General features: G+C 57.3%; 13 protein-coding genes and 3 pseudogenes. 4 read left to right on the forward strand and 12 right to left on the reverse strand.

Going from position 1 to position 19178, the window contains the following annotated elements; translation table 11 throughout:
• The 10 genes and pseudogenes from ASG19_RS24540 to ASG19_RS21705 all read right to left on the reverse strand — a co-directional run.
• A pseudogene (locus tag ASG19_RS24540) lies at positions 1-580 on the reverse strand (transposase); the annotation flags it as partial.
• 420 nt (positions 581-1000) lie between these two features.
• Entirely contained in the window at positions 1001-1240 is a 240-nt protein-coding gene (locus ASG19_RS24020; RefSeq protein ID WP_156466584.1) for a hypothetical protein, read from the reverse strand.
• 135 nt (positions 1241-1375) lie between these two features.
• Positions 1376-2059, reverse strand: a 684-nt coding sequence (locus ASG19_RS21665; protein ID WP_210168450.1) for a calcium-binding protein, incomplete at its 5' end; no start/stop codon positions are given.
• A 2899-nt stretch (positions 2060-4958) separates the two neighbouring features.
• A pseudogene (locus ASG19_RS23685) lies at positions 4959-5196 on the reverse strand (phosphomethylpyrimidine synthase ThiC); the annotation flags it as partial.
• 242 nt (positions 5197-5438) lie between these two features.
• Complete coding sequence (locus tag ASG19_RS21680) at positions 5439-7652, reverse strand: rhamnan synthesis F family protein (RefSeq protein ID WP_062462676.1); 2214 nt, start codon at positions 7650-7652, stop codon at positions 5439-5441.
• 4 nt (positions 7653-7656) lie between these two features.
• A complete protein-coding gene (locus ASG19_RS21685) occupies positions 7657-8787 on the reverse strand; it encodes a hypothetical protein (protein WP_156466586.1) in 1131 nt (376 codons plus the stop codon).
• 172 nt (positions 8788-8959) lie between these two features.
• Positions 8960-10027: an NAD-dependent epimerase/dehydratase family protein gene (locus ASG19_RS21690; RefSeq protein WP_062462683.1), complete on the reverse strand. Its 1068-nt coding sequence runs from the start codon at positions 10025-10027 to the stop codon at positions 8960-8962.
• A gap of 238 nt (positions 10028-10265) precedes the next feature.
• Positions 10266-10502 carry an acyl carrier protein gene (locus tag ASG19_RS21695; protein ID WP_062462685.1) on the reverse strand — a complete coding sequence of 79 codons (237 nt, stop codon included), beginning with the start codon at positions 10500-10502 and terminating at the stop codon, positions 10266-10268.
• Positions 10490-11416 carry a hypothetical protein gene (locus ASG19_RS21700; RefSeq protein WP_062462687.1) on the reverse strand — a complete coding sequence of 309 codons (927 nt, stop codon included), beginning with the start codon at positions 11414-11416 and terminating at the stop codon, positions 10490-10492. Before ASG19_RS21700 ends, ASG19_RS21695 begins: the two co-directional genes overlap by 13 nt.
• A gap of 1 nt (position 11417) precedes the next feature.
• Positions 11418-13106: an AMP-binding protein gene (locus ASG19_RS21705; RefSeq protein ID WP_082476495.1), complete on the reverse strand. Its 1689-nt coding sequence runs from the start codon at positions 13104-13106 to the stop codon at positions 11418-11420.
• 199 nt (positions 13107-13305) lie between these two features.
• On the opposite strand from ASG19_RS21705, the gene ASG19_RS21710 reads away from it, so the two are divergent.
• The 4 genes and pseudogenes from ASG19_RS21710 to ASG19_RS24545 all read left to right on the forward strand — a co-directional run.
• Positions 13306-14679: a hypothetical protein gene (locus ASG19_RS21710; RefSeq protein WP_156466587.1), complete on the forward strand. Its 1374-nt coding sequence runs from the start codon at positions 13306-13308 to the stop codon at positions 14677-14679.
• A gap of 131 nt (positions 14680-14810) precedes the next feature.
• A complete protein-coding gene (locus tag ASG19_RS21715; protein ID WP_062462696.1) occupies positions 14811-15053 on the forward strand; it encodes a phosphopantetheine-binding protein in 243 nt (80 codons plus the stop codon).
• A gap of 1 nt (position 15054) precedes the next feature.
• A complete protein-coding gene (locus tag ASG19_RS21720; RefSeq protein ID WP_062462699.1) occupies positions 15055-16128 on the forward strand; it encodes a hypothetical protein in 1074 nt (357 codons plus the stop codon).
• Positions 16129-16214: 86 nt separating this feature from the next.
• A pseudogene (locus tag ASG19_RS24545) lies at positions 16215-16681 on the forward strand (IS30 family transposase); the annotation flags it as partial.
• A 93-nt stretch (positions 16682-16774) separates the two neighbouring features.
• Here ASG19_RS24545 and istB read toward each other — a convergent pair.
• Both istB and istA read right to left on the reverse strand, forming a co-directional pair.
• Positions 16775-17587 carry an IS21-like element helper ATPase IstB gene (istB, locus tag ASG19_RS21725; RefSeq protein ID WP_062462702.1) on the reverse strand — a complete coding sequence of 271 codons (813 nt, stop codon included), beginning with the start codon at positions 17585-17587 and terminating at the stop codon, positions 16775-16777.
• On the reverse strand, positions 17577-19103 hold the full coding sequence (gene istA, locus ASG19_RS21730; RefSeq protein ID WP_062462705.1) for an IS21 family transposase: 1527 nt from the start codon (positions 19101-19103) through the stop codon (positions 17577-17579). The genes istB and istA overlap by 11 nt, the downstream gene beginning before the upstream one ends.
• Positions 19104-19178: the final 75 nt, after the last annotated feature.

Below are 19178 nucleotides of genomic sequence, written 5' to 3' on the forward strand. Positions count from 1 at the left end.
TTCGTCCAGATGGTCGATCGCGTGGCGAACGGTTGGGGCAGCATGTCTCGCCGTGATCGAGCAGGTCGTCATGAAGCTTGCGATACCCGTAGACCCTGCCGCTCTCTTCCCAAGCCGTCTGGAGCAGATCAATCTGCCGCTTGTCCTCACAGGCACGCTTGCTCAAGGGCATCCGGAGTCAGGCATAAAACCCGCTGGGATGGATGCGGAAGAGGCGACACATCATTCGCACCGAGAACCGCTGTTGATGCTGGGCAACGAACGCGTACTTCACTCATTGCCCGGCAGACGATGTTTACATCGTCGAGAGGGGTGCATCCCTGGCGAAATACGCGGTCGCTTTTTTTAATATGTCGCGCTCCTCCGTGACCCGCGCCAGTTCCTTTTTAAGCTGCCTGATCTCTTCGGACTGGTCGTTACCCTGGTTCCCAGACGCCAAGGAGAACTTCTTCTTCCACTCATAAAGCGAGTGCGGCCTCACACCCAGCCGCTGCGAAACCTCCGCAAACGGATAGCCCCGTTCCGTGATCTGACGCACCGCGTCGCGCTTAAACTCTTCGCTGAAATTCGATTTGCTCATGGTGATCTTCTTGCCTCAAAATTAGGAAAGAAGGCGTCTACAAATCTCGGGGCTATTCAGTCGCTGAAGTATTCTAAGGCCAAGCAACCGACGCAAACACCGAGATCTGCCGCGACCAAGAGCCACGACATCGCCACTCCGATGTTCGGCTACAAGAACCATGCCGGCATCGACCGAGCGCATGGGTTCGTCCGGGGATGGACGGTGACGAGTGCGGCCCCCATGACGGTGCCCAACTCAGGAACATCGTCGCCAAGGACAACACCGCCTCGACTGTCTGGGCCGACAGTGCCTATCGCTCGCAGACCAACGAGGAATGGCTGAAGGACAATGGTCTGATGTCGGACATCCACCAACGAAAGCCGAAGGGCAAGCCACTGCCGGAAACGATGTCGCAGGCAAACGGGCGACGATCAAAAATCAGATCTGCCGGGGCAGCATGTCTTTGCCAAGCAGAGAGACAAGATGAAGCTCTTCATCAGAACGATCGGAATCAGCAGAGCCAAGGTGAAGATCGGCATGGCCAATATCGCCTACAACATGCTCCGATACGTCTTCCACGAAGGTCGCCGTGCCGCCGCATGACGCTGGCCGCCCCGGAAGGGGCGATGAAACCACGAAATCCAGCCCGAAATCGGAGGCATATGCCGCCACAGCCATCAGGCCGCGCCGCCGATCACCAATTCTGAGGTAATTCGAGGTCTCCAGATGGCTGAATATACAAACCCCCGGAGGTTGGATTCAAACCTTCGGGAGCAGTTTATTGAGAGATTTCGCTATTTCGTGCCGGATCGATCAAACAATTTGGAAATCGGAAGCCGACAAGATGGCATTATTGTCAAGGATCGCGAACTGGACGGCTACTGCAGCACCGCTGCCGTCCGTGTCGTAGGATAGGACACCAGTATTGTGGTTGTAGAGGATGCGATCGTTGGCATCGATCGCCGAGACGGCCAAATCCTTGAAGGATGCACTTGGCAGCGGGCCGATGGCAAAGCCGGTGAATACGCTCTTGACTAGGCGGATTGTATCATCGACGGCCGAGAAATCCATGATCGTATCGATATTGCTGGCGCTCAGTGCGGTCGAGAAGACGAATACATCGGTGCCCGCACCGCCGAATAGGTCATCGCTGCCGCCGCGACCGTCGATGACATTGCGTGCCCCATTGCCGGCGATGGCATTGTCGTCGGCACTGCCCGTGCCGTTGATCTCCGCTGCGCCGGTAAGGACCAGTTTCTCGACATTCGCACTCAGACCATAGTTGACGCTAGAGCGTGCCGTATCCGTGCCGTTGCCGACCTGCTCAGAAATCTGGTCTCCGACATTATCGACAATATAGGTATCGTTACCGCCGAGGCCGGCCATGTCATCGGATCCGGCCTTTCCGTCGAGTATATTGGCAGCACCATTTCCGGCCATGATGTTGTTGAGGTTGTTGCCGGTGCCGTTGACGGCCGCCGCCCCGGTCAGGACCAGNCGAGGATTTCAGTATCCGGATCATGCCCGGCCATGAGGTGGGCCTTTCCGTCGAGTATATTGGCAGCACCATTTCCGGCCATGATGTTGTTGAGGTTGTTGCCGGTGCCGTTGACGGCCGCCGCCCCGGTCAGGACCAGTTTCTCGACATCCGCGGTCAGCGTATAGGAAACGGCGGTGCGAACCGTATCTATTCCCCCTCCGGCCGCTTCAGTCACGACGTCGCCGGAATTATCGACAATATAGGTATCGTTACCGCCGAGGCCGGCCATGTCATCGGATCCGGCCTTTCCGTCGAGTATATTGGCAGCACCATTTCCGGCCATGATNAATTGGGATGCAAGCCGTATCTTGCGGCAGGCTTGACCATGTTACCGCCGAGGCCGGCCATGTCATCGGATCCGGCCTTTCCGTCGAGTATATTGGCAGCACCATTTCCGGCCATGATGTTGTTGAGGTTGTTGCCGGTGCCGTTGACGGCCGCCGCCCCGGTCAGGACCAGTTTCTCGACATTCGCGGTCAGCGTATAGGAAACGGCGGTGCGAACCGTATCCGTCCCCTCTCCGGCCGCTTCAGTCACGACTTCGCCGGAGTTATCGACAATGTAGGTGTCGTTTCCAAGACCACCGAACAGGACATCCGCTCCGACGTCACCATTGAGCGTGTCATTGCCGCCATTGCCACTCAACATGTTGATGCCAGCGGTACCCTTCACAGTATCGTCCTGGTTTGTGCCGTTCCAGTTTTCGAAATTGACCATGACTTCCGTGCTTAAGCCGAAGCCGTCTGTCACCGTTCCGAGCCCGAGGTCGAAGATCGTGCCATTGCCGAGGCTAAAATTCTGCGACCAGTCAATCGTGTCGTTGTCAGCGCCGCCGTCCCACAGATCGCCACCTATCGACGAGACGGCAAATATCGTGTCGTCGCCTGCATCGCCGAAATACTGGTTGTCCTCCGTAAGACCGCCGTCGGTGATCGTATCGTCGCCGGTGTGGCCATGGACGATGTCGGCATCGCCGTCGGTTGTGAACACGTCGGCGAAGATCGTTCCAACCTGCCAGTTCGGTTCTGGCGTGTAGACGGGGGTCGGGTTGACGAAGTCGCGCGTGTCGAGGATTTCCATCTTAACGCCGCCGCCATCGGTGAACGATTCCCACGTCACCGCGAAGCGGCCATCCCCGAGATCGATCGCGGAAAGCTCCGTGCCGGCGCCGGAGAAGGTGAACGAGCCCAGGAACGACCCGGTTGCGCTGACATGGGTTGCCTCCAGCACATCGTCTTCGTCATTATCGAAGACGATGACGAAGCTGCCATCCGAGAGGCCGACGACGGCTGATTCATTGCTGTTGTTCGTGGTGTTGCCGGACGTGTTGCCAGCAGTCCCCGAGCCGACCAGCGTGCCCGCCGAATTGTAGACCACATAGGCGACGTCGGTGTCGTTGGCGTCGGTGTCGGTGTAGGAAATAACGAAGCCGCCGCCGGCAAGCGCGGTCACCGAGGCTTCGTTATCGGTGAAGCCATCGCCCTCCGTCTCCGCGACGGCCGTGACGCCGAGCACATTCGTGCCGGCGCTGTTGACGATGCGGTAGATGATCTCGCTGTCGCCGGCCACGTTCCGCGTTGCCGTGATGACGTAGTTGCCGTTGCTTAGCACCGTCACGTCGGGATCGAAATTCCCTTCGGCGAAGGCGATCAGGTTGACTTGCGACCCGACCGTGCCGGTCGAGGGATCGTAGATTCGTCCAACGATGGTCGTGCCGCTTGCGGTGGTCTGCTCGTAGACGACAAGGGCGGACGTGGCACTCGACACGGCGACATGCGGATTCCTGAAGTTCGGAACGGTCGTCGCACCGTCGGTCTCAATCGTCGAGGAGAAGGTGACATTGCCGGCCGCGTCGTACACGTTCACGCGCAGCGGCACGCCAGTGGTTTCGACATCCTGAAAGACCATCATGAAACCGCCACCGGGAAGGGCGGCAAGATCGGCATTGTTCTCGTCGTCGGCGAAAAAGCCTTGATTGATCCGGAAGGCGCTCCCGACAGGGTTGCCCAGCGGATCGAAAATCTGGCCAATAATGTCCTCATCTCCCGACGCGCCCGGCCTGGCCGGATCGGTGCTGGACCACGAAACAAGGATGTTGCCGTTGGCAAGCTGGATGATGTCAGGGTCCTGTGGACTGACCGACAGCGTGACGTTGAACTCTTCAAGCCAGGTTACGGGTGTAGCGGGCATAATCTATCTCCCAAATTTGGCCACGGCTTCGCCGCTGACCGTGTTGTCAGTTATGATTTGAATAATGCGATCTGCTACATTAAAGTCTTGAGGGCTGGCGAATTGCCACCGCCGCCGATAGATCACAGTTGAATTCTGCCGTAATCGGTCACTTGCACTATCGGAAATTGAATCAGGCTGACGTGCGTTATGCTTCGGATGCCTTCTCCCTTTTAGAGTATACTTATGGCGATATGCAGTCAACAATGTCAGTGTAGTTGACCTGAGACCCATCTTCCTTCAGTTTTCAGGAGAGTCTTGGTTTTCTTGCTCTGGGACTAAACCTTAGACCGCCGGAAGCTGGAGTTTTCCGGCTCTGATCACGATGGCGGGCTGGTTGCGCCACCGGGATACCGCGGAAAACTCCAGTTATGACGGTCCAGTTTTTGGGGATCAGAGCATGTTCGTTGGCAAGGAACGGCACTCTCGAGCATTCCCCGACAAAAAAGCGATGGCGGCTTGGTGCCGACTCCAGCCATTTTCAACGTCAAAGCTCTTGAAAGGAAACCAAACCTTTGGCACGTAATTTTTCTAACCAAATTTCAGACGATGCAGCTATTTCGGCAGAAGTCTTGTTGATCAGGATCCCCTCGTTTTGAAGACCGTCTGCCCCGCATAGCCTAGTTAGAGTGGCACCGTGCCGATCGACACCGTTGCGTTGCGGATAACCCGTTCGCGTATGTTGTGGAGGTTGCGGCCGATCGAGAGGTCCATGACGGTATCGGCGCCCCGGCGCCCAGACCATCTTCTTGACCTCTTGCGCCATCCACGAGGTCACGGCCGAATTGCCGATATTGGCGGTAATCTTGTCCAGGAAATTGCGCCTGATGATCGTCGGCTCGCTTTCGTGATGCTTGATGTCGGCGGCCGATTTCAAATCTCGTTTTTATGACAAAATACTTACGGGTGCATATCCCACGTAAATTAAAACTCCATTGGACTGGCGTGCCGCATCATCTGATGCCCGACGCACAGTCACGGCGCGGTGGTCCGCAAGCCGTCTGTCAGCGGAAAACCTAAAAGGCTTCAGCCAACAGACGTTACCTATATGCTCCGCGCGCCACAAACCGGCATGCGCCATGGAGACTTGTTTTGGCCCGGCGCGTATCAGGCCTGCTGCACAGCCACGGGTTCGGCCGCATCCGGCACGGTGGTGTCAGCCTCCACAGCCTCTGCCGCGGCGGTGACGATCTCGGGGCGGACGAAGAGATCGCCGATGCATCCCTCCGCAGCGCAAGGGAATATCGCGATCGAATTCTCGGCCTCGTCGATGAACACGATTGCATGCTGTGTCGCAGGCACGCCCGGCTCGGTCGGGACGCTGATCGAAAACCCGCATTTCTCCCCGACAGCCGCTGGCATAAATGCCTCGAGAACGTCAGGCCGGGTAATGGACATATACTCGGGTAACGCGGGGATTCGGGCATGGGTAATAAGACCGACTTTAAGGGTACGGTGCGGTCCTTCTTCATCGAACGCCCAGCCCGAGATCTGGATGTGATTGTCTGTAACGATCCAGTCCTCGAAATTATACTTGAGCCGCAAGGTAAGCTGGTAGACGCTCTCACGTCCGTCTATGCGTAGGGCAACCGGACCATCCTGAAACCAACCCAGCCGCATGACGGTGTTTGCGCCGATCTCCGATTCCGCGAGTGGCATCGTCTTTTCCGGACGGGTGTCCAACCGGGACGAAGCCTGCAGATGCTTGACGTCGGCGCGGAACTTGCTCACAAGATCCGCCATCCGCTTGTTGGCCTTCTTGGTCCGCACACCTGCCCGCAGAATGATTTTTGCAACCTTTTCCGAAGGAACGACCAGCCCTGAGGCGAAGGAATGATCCCGTGCGAGTTCCGGGAAAGCGGCCTCGATCCCGGCGAGCGGCTCGGATTCGCGCGGCCTGAAGTTCTCCAGCAGTTCCTCGAGTTTCGGCTTCAGCGCCTCCTGCGCGACAAGTGCGGCATTGAGGAGCACGTTGCCACGCCACGGCCAGTACATCTGTCCGGCCGCCTGCTTGAGGAACTTCGACTTGTATCCTCTTTGCCAGTTCAGCAGCGCTGTGCCAGTCGGCTTGTTAAAATGCGACGTTCCGCTGATGGTGTCGGGCACCGTGAAGATAATGCCGATATGCGGCGCCTCTCCGAACCAGGAGCGCGCTCGCGCATTTAGTAGCGGATCCCAGTGTTCATCGAACAGCGACTGCTTGAAGAAATAGCGCGACCGCTCCTGCGCGAAGTCGGAAAGCTGGACGACATGTTTGCCCGCGAAGGGCGGCTCCAGAAACAGGTCGTAGAACACGAGAAGCGCGCAACGTTGTGAGCCTGCCGGGCGAACATGGTAGTTGAGGCCGGACGCCCTGTCTGCGACGGCCTCCTCGTCCGTTGCGACGAAGACGTTTCCCGGCTTAAAACGCGCCAGGCGCTCGAATGCGAGGTCGATAGTCTCGAGATCTTCGAGCGTGACAGCCAAGAGCAGTTCGCCTTCCTGCCCGCTTTCACCCGTATCAACCGCCCGCAGCAACTCGGCCGAGGTGATCAGGTCATCCGGCGAAGTCTGGTCGATGATGTAGTCCCAGATTTCGGCGACATCATAGTCAGTCTTCTCGGATATAATGCGATAGTTCTCCGAGACGCGTCGCCCGCCCCGCATTTCGATGACTTCCGGATCGAAGTTGAAGGCGCGGTACTTCACCACTGGCATCCCGTCCTCGATCAATCCAGCGATATCCGTCAGCGTGGTATTGCCGTCCCAGCCTTCGCGGTTGTGCACGAAAGGCTCCAGCCTGTAGCCAAGGCTGGTAAAATGGTTGGAGAATCGGAACTCATGGAAATCGAGCGACTGGTCGATGGAATTGATCATCGGCATGGTTTCCCAATACTCGACAAAATCCGGGCTCGCATGCAGCGATCTTCGTGTGACGAGGAAGTAGGACTGCAGGAAGGTCTTCCGCTTGTCCTCGTAGGCCGTCATGCCCCAGCCATCAACCGCTCGCGCTGCCATTGCGTCAAACATATGGGAGAGGTCGCCGACAGGCGCGAAAAACGTATAATTGAAAAATACGATTTCGTCGAACTCAGAGAGCCGCTCGAAGCCGATATGTTCTATGCCGGCCTTATAACCCCAGACGTCGTAACCAATGTTTTCGCGTTGAACAAGGTGCTGGATCGTTTCCCCGAGTTTGCCGTAGGATTTTTTGTCGAGCGCTCCGTTCGCGACGAAGACGGTTTCCGAAAGATGTGGCGAAAATGCCTCGATCAGCGTGTGAACATGTTTGCTGACCAGTCCGTCACGATGATAGAAAAGAAAAATTCCGAGCCGACGCATCTTTTTATTCCTTGGGAAGGTACTTGCTGATCAACGGAGTTGCTTTCGCTGCCGGCAGCGGTGACGAAACCGCTGCGTCCAGTGCCGCCTTGAGCGCATCGTGGTCGAACGGAAACAGCTTCCCCGTTCGTAGGATCAAGGGCGTATCTTCATAGTAGCCGCCGCGCACGGCAGCGAGCAGTCCGTCGTCGTTGGACGGACGCGTCGCGACAGTCAAGGCCTGGGCGAGCGGCCGCTGGGCGCGGCACGGCAGAATGACGCACGGAAGATCGTACATTTCGAAATCGAGCAGAACGCTCGAAATCATCGAGACGGCCAGCCGCGACGTGGCGATCAGTTCGATGAACTCCGCGCGGCTCGATGGGCGCATGACGGTCATGTTCATCACGTGCTCGCGGTCGCATCGCTCGATGACGCGTTTGAGTGGCGCAGCGCCCACTTCTGCCGGATGGGGCATGATCGTAAAGCGAATGTCCGGCAGGCTCTTCATCAGCCTGATGATCATTTCCCAGGCGGCCCTGACTTCTTCGGCGGTCAGGATATTCCAATGCGTGTTGGTTGCGATCAGCACGCCGCTCGTGTCGCCCCCGCGCCGGGCGACACGGTCGTAAACCTCGGTGGTGTAGGGTGGATATCCGATGGACTGTTCGCTGGCATCCCCGGACTTCCCCCAGACCAGTTTCTGATCGACGAGATTGGGCGCGTCCAGCGACGTCAGCGCTCCCGTCATGCCCGAACCGACGACGGCGCTACGCTCAGAATAGGAAAAGCCGATCTGGAACAGGCCGTGCTGAAGCTCGAAGACGGGAATCTCCATCTCGTAGGCCAGGGCGATGATCGATGCGAAATTCGCATGGACCGCGTGCGGGACGGCAAAGGTGGTGATCAGAATATCGATGCCACGAAAGCTCGCGATCGCGGTCTTCTTGTCGGAGAAGAACTGCACACCATGAAGGAGGTAAAATTCCCGTATCGTCTCCTCGGGCAGCGCTCTCGGGCTCGGCAGGAGGCACACCCAACGGCAATCCCGGCAACTGACGAATATCTCCTGATAGAGATGCAACTGATGGGGGCCCTGTAGCAGCATCAGCACCGTCTTCTGGCGGCGAGGCCGCACGTAAGGCATGACGCTCATTGCACCGGCTCCCCGAAAACCGCTGTGGACGAGACGCAGCCCAGCGCGGCGCCGAGGACGGACCGCACGGCCGAATAACGAGACGAAACGGACTTATATTTGACCATCTGACCTTCCTTTCGGTGAGAAAAACGGACCAACGATGCAGTTGTTGGCCTCGCTGCAGGCGCGGTCAAGCGCTGCCTCTCGCCCAGTCCACGAGAAGCTGCAGTCCTGTATTCAGGCTGACGCGAGGCGCCCAGTCCAGATGTCGCTTCGCCGGGGCGATGTCAGCACATGCATACTTGATGTCTCCCGGCCGAAACCGCCCAGAGACCTGCATCCGCTGTTGCGGGTCGGCGCCGCATATCGTCAGGAGCTCCGCCGCGACGGCGCGGATGGTGGTGTCTTCGCCAGCACCTATATCGATGGCTTCCTTCAACGGTTCCGAACCTTGCAAGGCGGCGACGCACGCATCGACGACATCATCGACGAAGACGAAGTCGCGCACCATGCCGCCATCCTCGTAGAGATCGATGGTCTTGCCCGCAAGGATCTGCGCCGTGAAAATCGATAGCACGCCGGTATAGGGATTGCGCAGCGATTGACCGGGGCCATAGACGTTCTGGAACCGGAGGATCCTGGGATCGAGGCGTTTCGGCTCGGCGCAGTTTAGCAACAGCTGCTCCTGCATTAGCTTCGTCGAGGCGTAGACGGACAATGGCTCGGGCAGGCCGTCCGCGACGCGCACGCCCTGCAGCACCCTGCCCTTTGCATCGTAGACATTGAAATCGCCATTCTGCATGGCGTCGGCCCTCCTGCAAAGGGCGCGGGAAGGAGAGCCATCCGGCGCCACATGCGGCCCCTCGCCGTAGATCGATCGCGACGACGACAAAAGGAAAGGCCGAATGCGGGGCGGCAAAAACCCAATGCCCTGCAGCAGGTTTGCCGTGCCCGTGACATTTGCCGTGCAATAACGTGCGATTTCGTCCTGCGACTGGCCCGTGCCCGTTTCCGCTGCCAGGTGAACCACTATGTCGGGATCGAACGCCACGAGCGCATTCGTCAGGTTGGCGGCATCCTCCACCGAGCCGCGCACGCAGGTTACGCCATCGGGAAAATCCGGAAACGCCGCATTGTCGCCATGTACCTGGGGATGCAGGGAATCGTAGACGAGGATCTCACCGGCGCCGAACTCGATGAGCTTCCTGACCAATCTGGATCCAATAAAGCCCGCTCCCCCGGTCACGAGAATTTTCATGGACTCTATTTTCCGAACCATACTTTCCCCCCATTGTTATATCGATCCGTAGGTCTGAACTGCTCATGACCGCCCGGCCCTACACCCCTTGCTGCAGCCCTTGCGGCAACACCCCGGCTCCTGCCGCATGTCAGAACACGGCCATATCTACGTGCCCCATGTCCGAAACGAACGTGAACGTCGATCTATTCGGCGGACGAGTTGTTTGTTTCGAATGTCGTCCCTACGCAGGCCGGCACTATGCGATTTTGGATTGAATGAATTCCACCAGTGCGCCGACATTGGCCAGGCCTTCGGTCTCGGTGGGTTGGATATGAATGCCAAATTCGCGTGACAGTCTAAGCATTAATGTGACGTGGTTTAGAGAATCCCACCCGTCAATATCGTCTGCCGTATCCTCCAGAGAAATATCGTCAGATGCCAAACCGAACGTATCACCAATTACGACAATAACACGGTCATTTACACTTTGCATCGCATCTCACCCGAGTTGATGATATCGTTAATGCTCACTTTAAATGTTGTTTCGAAATTTGAAGGATACAGGTCCGTCGTAATTGGTTCGAGGTACCGTTCGGCAACCTCGACCACGACAACATCTGGTCGCTCAAGTTCGATCAAGTCGTACCAGAACATCCTGCTGTTCACGACAACAATTCTTGAAAAAGACTCTCGCATTATGCTAAGATAAAATGAAGAAAACGAATCTCGAAACAACACGCAGCGCGGTAGATTTTTCCGGCCCGTTTCGAAAACCTGTATTTTTCCTCGTGTTGACTCCGTCTGGAACGCCAGTTTGCTTGCCGGGAACTTTGGCTCCAGGATGTCATACTCTTCCTTTTCAGGCGTGGGCATTAGCGCCGCCAGCTCCAGAACACGATTGACCTTGCGCTTGGCGAGTTCGTCTTCCTCAAGTACCCGCGACAGAGGGAAAGCGTTCGTGATCGGCGCCATCAGCGACTTCAGGATTTCATAGGCAGCGCCATACGTCCAATGGCTGTCGGTCTTGAAGTAGACCGGCCCTTTATCCTTCAGCCGCATGAGCGTCGGCATCGTGTCGATGAAACAGACGCGGTAGCCGCTGAGCGCGTCTGAAAACGTCTTTAGTACACCGTTCGGGTCCTGCGTGATCGCGTCGGGAAGAAACTCGGGATATACGCTGGACTTGTCCGGCGCCGCCGTGTGGACATACTGGATGCCGCGGCTCGCGCACCACTGTTGCCGTAGGTCTATGACACGGCATCCCATCGCGAGATAGCGGGGATCATACTGCGTCTTGCCGGAGACGATCTCGTTGATGCCGTCGATGTCCCAGACATACAGCCAGCCATCCTTGCCTTTCAATGTTTTGTATTTCACATATTCGGACGAAAATACTTCCAGAGACATGCTATGCTTCCAATTTGCTTTGCAGCCAGATATCCCTATTTTGGGACCGGCTCATCTTGCCTGATGTCGTCTTCGCAAGCGTCCCGACCGGTGCGATATCCACTGTTTTCACAGTAAGGGCGACCGCATCGTAGATGGCCTGCTTGATACTGCGCTTAATCATGCGCAGGTCCATCGAATCGACGAGGTCGCTCTCCGCGAGGACGATGCAGTCGTCGGCATCCGTCTTATCGTTGAAAACGCTGAAGGCAACGACGCGGCCCGCCTTCACGCCCTCTACGGCGGATGCCGCCGCCTCTACGTCGCCGACATAGTAGTTCTTGCCGTGGATGATCATGAGTTCTTTCTCACGACCGCAGATAAAGAGTTCGCCATCGGCGCAGAAGCCGATGTCACCAGTCCTGTACCATCCGTCCTCGGTGAATGCCGCTTGCGACTGCTCAGGGTTGCGGAAATAACCTTCGAAGACGAAGGAACCGGACACTTGTATTTCCCCTGCTGCCCCAGATGAAGCTCCCTCGGAGACAATACGCGGCCCTGACGGGGTCGCTATCCGGACAGCAACGCCGCTGATCGGCTTTCCGTTCGACACGAAGGTCGCCGCATCTGGATCGCCCTCCGGAATCTCGACGATCGCTCTTGCTGCATCCTGCAGCGTCGACTGACTGACAGCGATGATCCGGGGTTCGTGCCGCATCGCAGACTGCGAAATAGCGAAAACTGTTTCCGCCATAGCATAGCATGCCTGCGGCGCATGAGTGGGAAGGTTCCAGGAGGCGAAAGCCGAACGGAACATTTCTAGCGTCTGCCCCCGAACCGGCTCCGAGCAGCTGATGATCGCCTTCAACGAACCGAGGTTCCTCGGACCCGCCCCCTTTGCTTCGGCATTCACGCGGATATGCGAGAAAGCGAAATTCGGCATCCACGCGAAAGTTGCCGCATAGGTCTCGATCAGTTCCAGCATCATGAGCGGGCGACCGACCCACTCGAAGGCGTCGATCGAGACGATCGTCGCACCGCTCGACAGGGGCAGAAGGAAACTGCTCAGCAATCCCATGTCGTGATAGAGCGGCAGCCAACTCACGACGACGTCCCGTTCGCCGAAGCCGAGGGCGTCGCGATACGACTGGAGCTGGTTGTCGATCTGGCGATGCGTCAGCATCACGCCTTTCTTCAACCCTGTCGTCCCTGAACTGTGCTGCAGAAGTGCGACGGTATCTTCGGTGTAGTCCGCGACCTTGCCACCCGGCTCCTCAGGCAGCACGACATCGCTCTGCGCGACCACGATGGTCTGCTTGGAGCCGCCCATTATTGCCAGCATAGCGGGCACGTTTTCATCAAAGGTGATGACGACCCCGGGCTGGACGCGCGTCACCAGTTGCTCGTGTGCGTCCCAATAGGGTTTCGGATGCTGCTTCGGCGTCGGATATGGCAGAATGGAGGGTATGAACCCCGCCATCATCGCTCCGATGAAAGCCTCGTAGTTCTCTCTATCATGCCTCAGGAACAAGAAAACGATCGAACCGGGCGCCAGTCCCAATTCCTGAAAATAACGCGCAAATCGCTTTGATCGGGCGTTCAATTCCGCGTAGGAAATGCTCGTTTCGACGCCATCTCGGAAGAAATGCAAAGCGGGCTTTTCAGGACAAGAGTGCGCGAAAAAACCAATACTATTAAGGAGTTTTGACATACCCTGCACTTCTTGACATGAATTTGCCCAAAGTTACATGAAAAAACCTCAAATGAAAAGCGGTGCGCAGAATTTTGCAGGGCAGTATGATTGCAAATCACGCGCGGAAACTGAAGTCGATAACTCGACATGTCGTACGCGGCATTGTCCACTGTCCGGATATACTTCGAACCACGACCTATCGTGAGGATGTGTGACCATGCCGTTACAGAGACGCAATGTTGTTTTGGGAATGCTTGGATCGATTGCCGCAGCAGCCGGTCCCGCATGGGGCCAGGAAAACGCTTCTGCCCCGCCGTCCCGACGGGGCGATGACAGGGCCTCGGTTATCCCGAAGGATTTCGGCGCCAGGGGTGACGGAAAGACGCCCGATCAGAAGGCTCTGGCGGAAGCGGCCGCCTATCTAGATGCCCACGGCGGCGGTGCGATCGATCTTCTCGGGAAGGTATACGTCTGCACCGCCGAATGGGTCCTTCCATGCGGAGTGGATCTGATCGGCCCCGGAACGCTGAAATTCACGGAGCCGGACGGCAACGGCATTTATTGTTCGACGAACCGGACGCGCAAAAGCCAGCATTCGGTCATCGAAAACGTCCGGTTCTCTCGATCCGGCTCGAATGGCGGCAAGGCGATCTACACCCAGCGCGACAACGCGGCGCTCTATACCCAGTCGCCTCACTGGTTCGTCAGGCGGTGCGCCTTTCTGGATTACGACGCCCCCTACACGCTTCCTCCATCCGATGGCGAAGTGTCGCGCTACGGATGGGAATGCTGCTTCGACCTCAGCCATTCCAACGGATCGGTTTTCGACAATAACGACGTCTATGGAGCCTTCAATCCGAAGGTCGCGGCCGCAGGACAGTTACAGAGCGTCGGCGTCAGGCTTGGAACCGACAACACTAACGGCGTCATCGCGACGGCGATCAGCATGAACCGCTTCTGGTACCTGCACACGGCGCTTTTCATTGGTGAAGACGTGCTTGCATTCTGGTTTCAGAACAACGAGTGCATCAAATGTTTCCGCGGCGTCTATGCCCCGGCGGATTTCGGCCGCGACGGCAAGGTGCTGCAGGCGGACACGCGTGTGCTCGACAACAACATTACAACCTGCACGGTCGGCATCGACCTGACCAATCGCCAGCTTTTTCGGCTCCGCGGCAACAATTGCAATTCGGACCCGGCCTATTTCGACAACGGCCTGGGTTTCACGGGCGTGAAACTCACGAACTGCCTGAAATTCTCCATCGAAGACCTGAGCGTCAACCTTGCAAGGGGCCATGCCGCATGGGGCGGCGAAAAATACGGCGTTCATCTCGTGCATTGCAGCAGCGCGCAATTCTCCATGGTGCAGATCAGCCGCTACGTCGACGACGCGATCCGCCTTGAGACCTCAGGCGACCTGCAATTCGACTGGCTGCAACTGACCCAGATATCGAAAGCCGGCTTTTCCTTCAAGGGCCCATGCAAAAATATACAGATCGGCAACGTTCAGTACGTCCATTCGGAACCGACCAACAAATACCGCTTCGATGACAGCGGTACCACGATGCAGGACCTGATGAGGAGAGACTAGACAAGGACTAGGGGGGCGGCAGGGGTTGTGATGCCACACCGGCGGAATACGCCAGAAGGCGATTGCGGACGCGGCGCATTGCGGATTGAACTGACCGCCGCTACAAATGGTTCGACGCGAGAGAGGGGCATATGGCTAAAAGTTTGACGACTATCAGGCACGCAGTATCATCCATTCTGGGTGTCGATCAGGATGCGATCGGACTCGACATGAACGAATTGGATTTCGACGGCTGGGACAGTGCGGCCAATGTCAACATCCTGTTTCTAATAGAAGAGGAACTCGGCATAGAGATCGAAGTGGGACGACTTGCCAATGTCAAGAACATTGGCGAAATGGCGGCTGAAATCGACAAGATGATGGATGAGGCATAACTTGGTCCATAAGGTTGCTCTACTCGGCAATTGCCAGATGCAGTATATCGGCGCCGCCCTGCGCAAGACGACATCCTTCGATGTTAGGGTCGTCGGCGAATTATTTGACGGGCCAGTGTTCTTCGAGGACACCAAGCCGGAAATGATCCTTAGGAAGGATTTCTACACTTGGCTCCTCGAGGACAAGGACGTAAAAATCCTGGTAATCGAGCAGGCTTTCGCCGGCGTCAAATCCACGCTGGAAGAGCAGTTGGCGCAACAGGGGATCGACTGCAGCTACGTACGGCTCCCTTTTCTGAAATTCGACGCCTTTCATCTGCGCCCCAACGAAGACAAGGCCGCGCTGGACCTGGAGGTTCGCAAGACGGTGCGGACGGACCGCATCCACAACGAGATGGTCTTCACCCGAGCGGGCTACGACCTCATCGATCTCGACATCATCGAGATCATGATGCGCTATGCGCCCTACTCCTATGCGAGCAGCCATTTTACCGGAGCCATTTATGCGGCCGTGTTCAGCGGCCTGCGGCGCGGCGAAGCACTTTCGTTTTTCGGCAACAAGCTCTTCAAGCAGGTGATCGACGCGCTTTCGGTCGACAAGGGCATTGCGCATCTCAATGCGGGAAAGCCGATCCCAGAAGTGGCCAGGGCCATGAAATTGACGTGGTCGTTCGACGCAGAAGTGCTGCGGTATCGCAGGATGATCATGGAAAACGCCGCCGACGTGTTGAAAACGATCGGTGCCGAAAAGTCGCTTGGCGAGAATGTCGTTTTCGGTATCTACCGCATCGCCCGCCAGCAGTTCGAGAAGACCGGCGATCCCGCTTGCCTCGACATCTGCAGGGCTATCTACAATGACAGGAGACGTTACGCGAAATGGGCCGTCGATATCTTCAAGGGCCTTCTGAAGCTCGGCCGGCAGGAAGAAGCGGTCGCCTTCATACAGTCCCACCTGGAATGGGACGACACCCGCAACGCCGTGTCGAAACACGTCGCCGATGACCTGAAGGCGATCGGCTCCGACATGAACGCCAACATGGATCGTGAGATTTATCCGCTCTCGTCGGCGTCTTAAAATGCATGCGTGTTGTTTTCCACGCGGAACTGAGCCGTTGGGGCCGCGGACGAAAACTTGGACCACCAAGGAGGTGTGCTCGTAACCGTCGCAAATCCTTTCTGACTTATGTGTTGACGATCAGCGATCGTCCGTCCGACTTCGGCGAAAAAGCGGTGCCTTGTCATTGGGAAGGTGATCTCATTCTCGGGCTCGGCAGCTCGGCAATCGGAACGCTAATCGAACGGACGACACGGTTCACAATGCTCCTGCACCTACCACGCAGGGAACGTCATGGGATTGGCAAGTCTGTCAAAAACGGTACAGCGCTTGCCGGGCATGGGGCCGAAGCCGTCCGCGACGCGATTGCGTGGACCATCATGGATCTACCGGCACATCTTCATAGATCGTTGACTTAGGATCAGGCGCCGAGATGGCTCAGCACGCTCAACTGCACATGGATACTGGCCTCGAGATCTACTTCTGCGACCCTCAAAGCCCCTGGCAGCGCGGCAGCGACGAAAATACCAACGGGCGGCTACGCTGGTACTTTCCGAAAGGAACGGATGTCAGCCAGCCTGGGGACCGATGAACTCAGCGCTATAACACATACTTGTTGATTTCCACTGAGAGCTGACCCGGCATTTCCACCGAGAAGTGACCCGCCTTAGGTATCGTTGGTATTGGTTGTGGTGGTCAAGTTCCTGCGTTTTTCCTTTGCCGTTTTGGGCTCATGAGCTGAGCTGTTCTTGAAGCGAAAGCTGTCGTTTCCTGTTTCCAGGATGTGGCAGTGATGGGTAAGCCGGTCGAGCAGCGCGGTCGTCATCTTGGCGTCGCCGAAGACGCTCGCCCATTCGCTGAAGCTCAGGTTGGTCGTGATAATGACGCTGGTGTGCTCGTAGAGCTTGCTCAGCAAGTGGAAGAGCAGTGCGCCGCCTGAAGCACTGAACGGCAGGTAGCCAAGCTCGTCGAGAATGACGAGATCGGAATGTGTCAGACGGTTGGCAATCTGGCCTGGACGTCCCTGAGCTTTCTCTTGTTCCAGAGCGTTGACGAGTTCCACGGTCGAGAAGAACCGAACTCGCTTATGGTGATGTTCGATGGCCTGGACACCGATCGCAGTCGCGATATGCGTCTTGCCAGTGCCGGGACCGCCGACCAGGACGATGTTGTTGGCGTTGTCGAGGAAGTCGCAGCGATGAAGCTGCTGCATGAGGGCCTCGTTGATCTCGCTGCTGGCGAAGTCGAAGCCATTCAGATCACGGTAGGCCGGGAAGCGTGCCGACTTGAGCTGATAGGCTGTCGATCGGACCTCTCGTTCGGCTGTTTCCGCTTTCAAAAGCTGGGAGAGGATCGGAATGGCAGCCTCGAACGCCGGCGATCCCTGCTCGGTCAAATCACCGACGGCATGGGCCATTCCATGCATCTTCAACTGTCGCAGCATGATGACGATCGCGCCGCTTGCCGGGTTATGACGCATGGCGAACCTCCGTCTTTCTCAGGGTATCGTATCGTTCGACATTGGCTTTAGGCTCGTTGGTAAGCGTCAGTGCCTGAGGTGCGTCGAGGGTTGGCGGCGTGAAGGTTTTGCCGTCCACGAGGCGATGTAGCAGGTTCAGGACATGCGTCTTGGTCGGAACACCGGACTTCACCGCCATGTCGACGGCCGACAGCACTGCTTGTTCGTCGTGCTGGAGCACAAGGGCCAGAATATCGACCATCTCGCGGTCGCCGCCGGGCTTCTTGAGGAGATATTGTTGCAACGTCCGGAAGGCTTCGGGAAGTTCAACGAATGGAGCTCCGTTGCGAAGAGCGCCGGGTTTGCGTTGCACGACCGCCAGGTAATGCCGCCAGTCGTAGATGGTTTGTCCTGGCCGATCATGGGAACGATCAATGATGCGACGGTGCTCACAGAGGGTCTGACCTTCCGCAGCGACCACGACACGATCCGGATAGACCCGTAGGCTCACCGGACGATTGGCAAAGGATGCCGGCACGCTATAGCGATTGCGCTCCAGATGCACGAGGCAGGTGGGCGTGACCCGCTTTGTATATTCGACGAACCCGTCGAACGGCCTGGAAACGGCCATGAGAGCTGGTACTTCCTCTGCCCAGACGTCGGCAATGGTGCCACGCATCTGACCATGCGGCGTCTTCGCCCAGAATTCCTTGCATCGAACCTCAAGCCAATCGTTCAATGCCTCCAGCGATGGAAAGCGTGGAATCGGTTGAAAGAAGCGATGCCGTGCGTCCTGAACGTTCTTCTCGACCTGTCCCTTCTCCCAGCCGGAAGCCGGATTGCAGAACTCGGGCTCGAACACGTAATGGCTGGCCATGGCCATGAAGCGGACGTTGACGTCGCGTTCCTTGCCGCGGCCGACCTTGTCGATTGCCGTGCGCATGTTGTCGTAGATGCCGCGGCCAGGAATGCCACCGAAGATGCGGAATGCATGATTGTGGGCATCGAACAGCATCTCGTGCGTCTGCAGCAGATAGGCCCGTACAATGAAGGCCCTGGAGTAGCTCAGCTTGGTGTGAGCGACCTGCAGCTTCGTGCGCTCATTGCCAATGATCGCCCAGTCCTCCGACCAGTCGAACTGGAACGCTTCGCCGGGTTCGAACGCCAGTGGAACGAAGGTGCCACGGCCAGTCGTCTGCAATTCCCGTTGTCGATCATCGCGCCATTCGCGAGCAAATGCCGCCACGCGATTATAGGACCCCTCGTAGCCCAGGCTGACCAAGTCAGCATGCAACTGCCTCATCGTCCGCTTCTGCTTGCGGCCCTTCTTGGATTCCGTCTTCAGCCAGGCCGATAGTCGATCCGCAAAAGGACCGAGTTTGCTCGGCCGCTCCGGGACAGCGAACTTCGGCTCTGCGCCATCAGAACGCAGATATTTGCGGATGGTATTCCGGGATAAGCCGGTCCTGCGGCAAATCTCCCGGATCGATAAATGCTCTCGAAAATGCCAGCGCCGGATCACGCTCAGTAACGCCATGTCGATCACTCCAAGCCCCCGCTGAAAACACGCAGGGGACGGTTGAAACATGGGTCAATTCTCAATGGAAATATA

This window comes from Rhizobium sp. Leaf306 (assembly GCF_001423425.1).
GTDB classification, from domain to species: domain Bacteria; phylum Pseudomonadota; class Alphaproteobacteria; order Rhizobiales; family Rhizobiaceae; genus Neorhizobium; species Neorhizobium soli.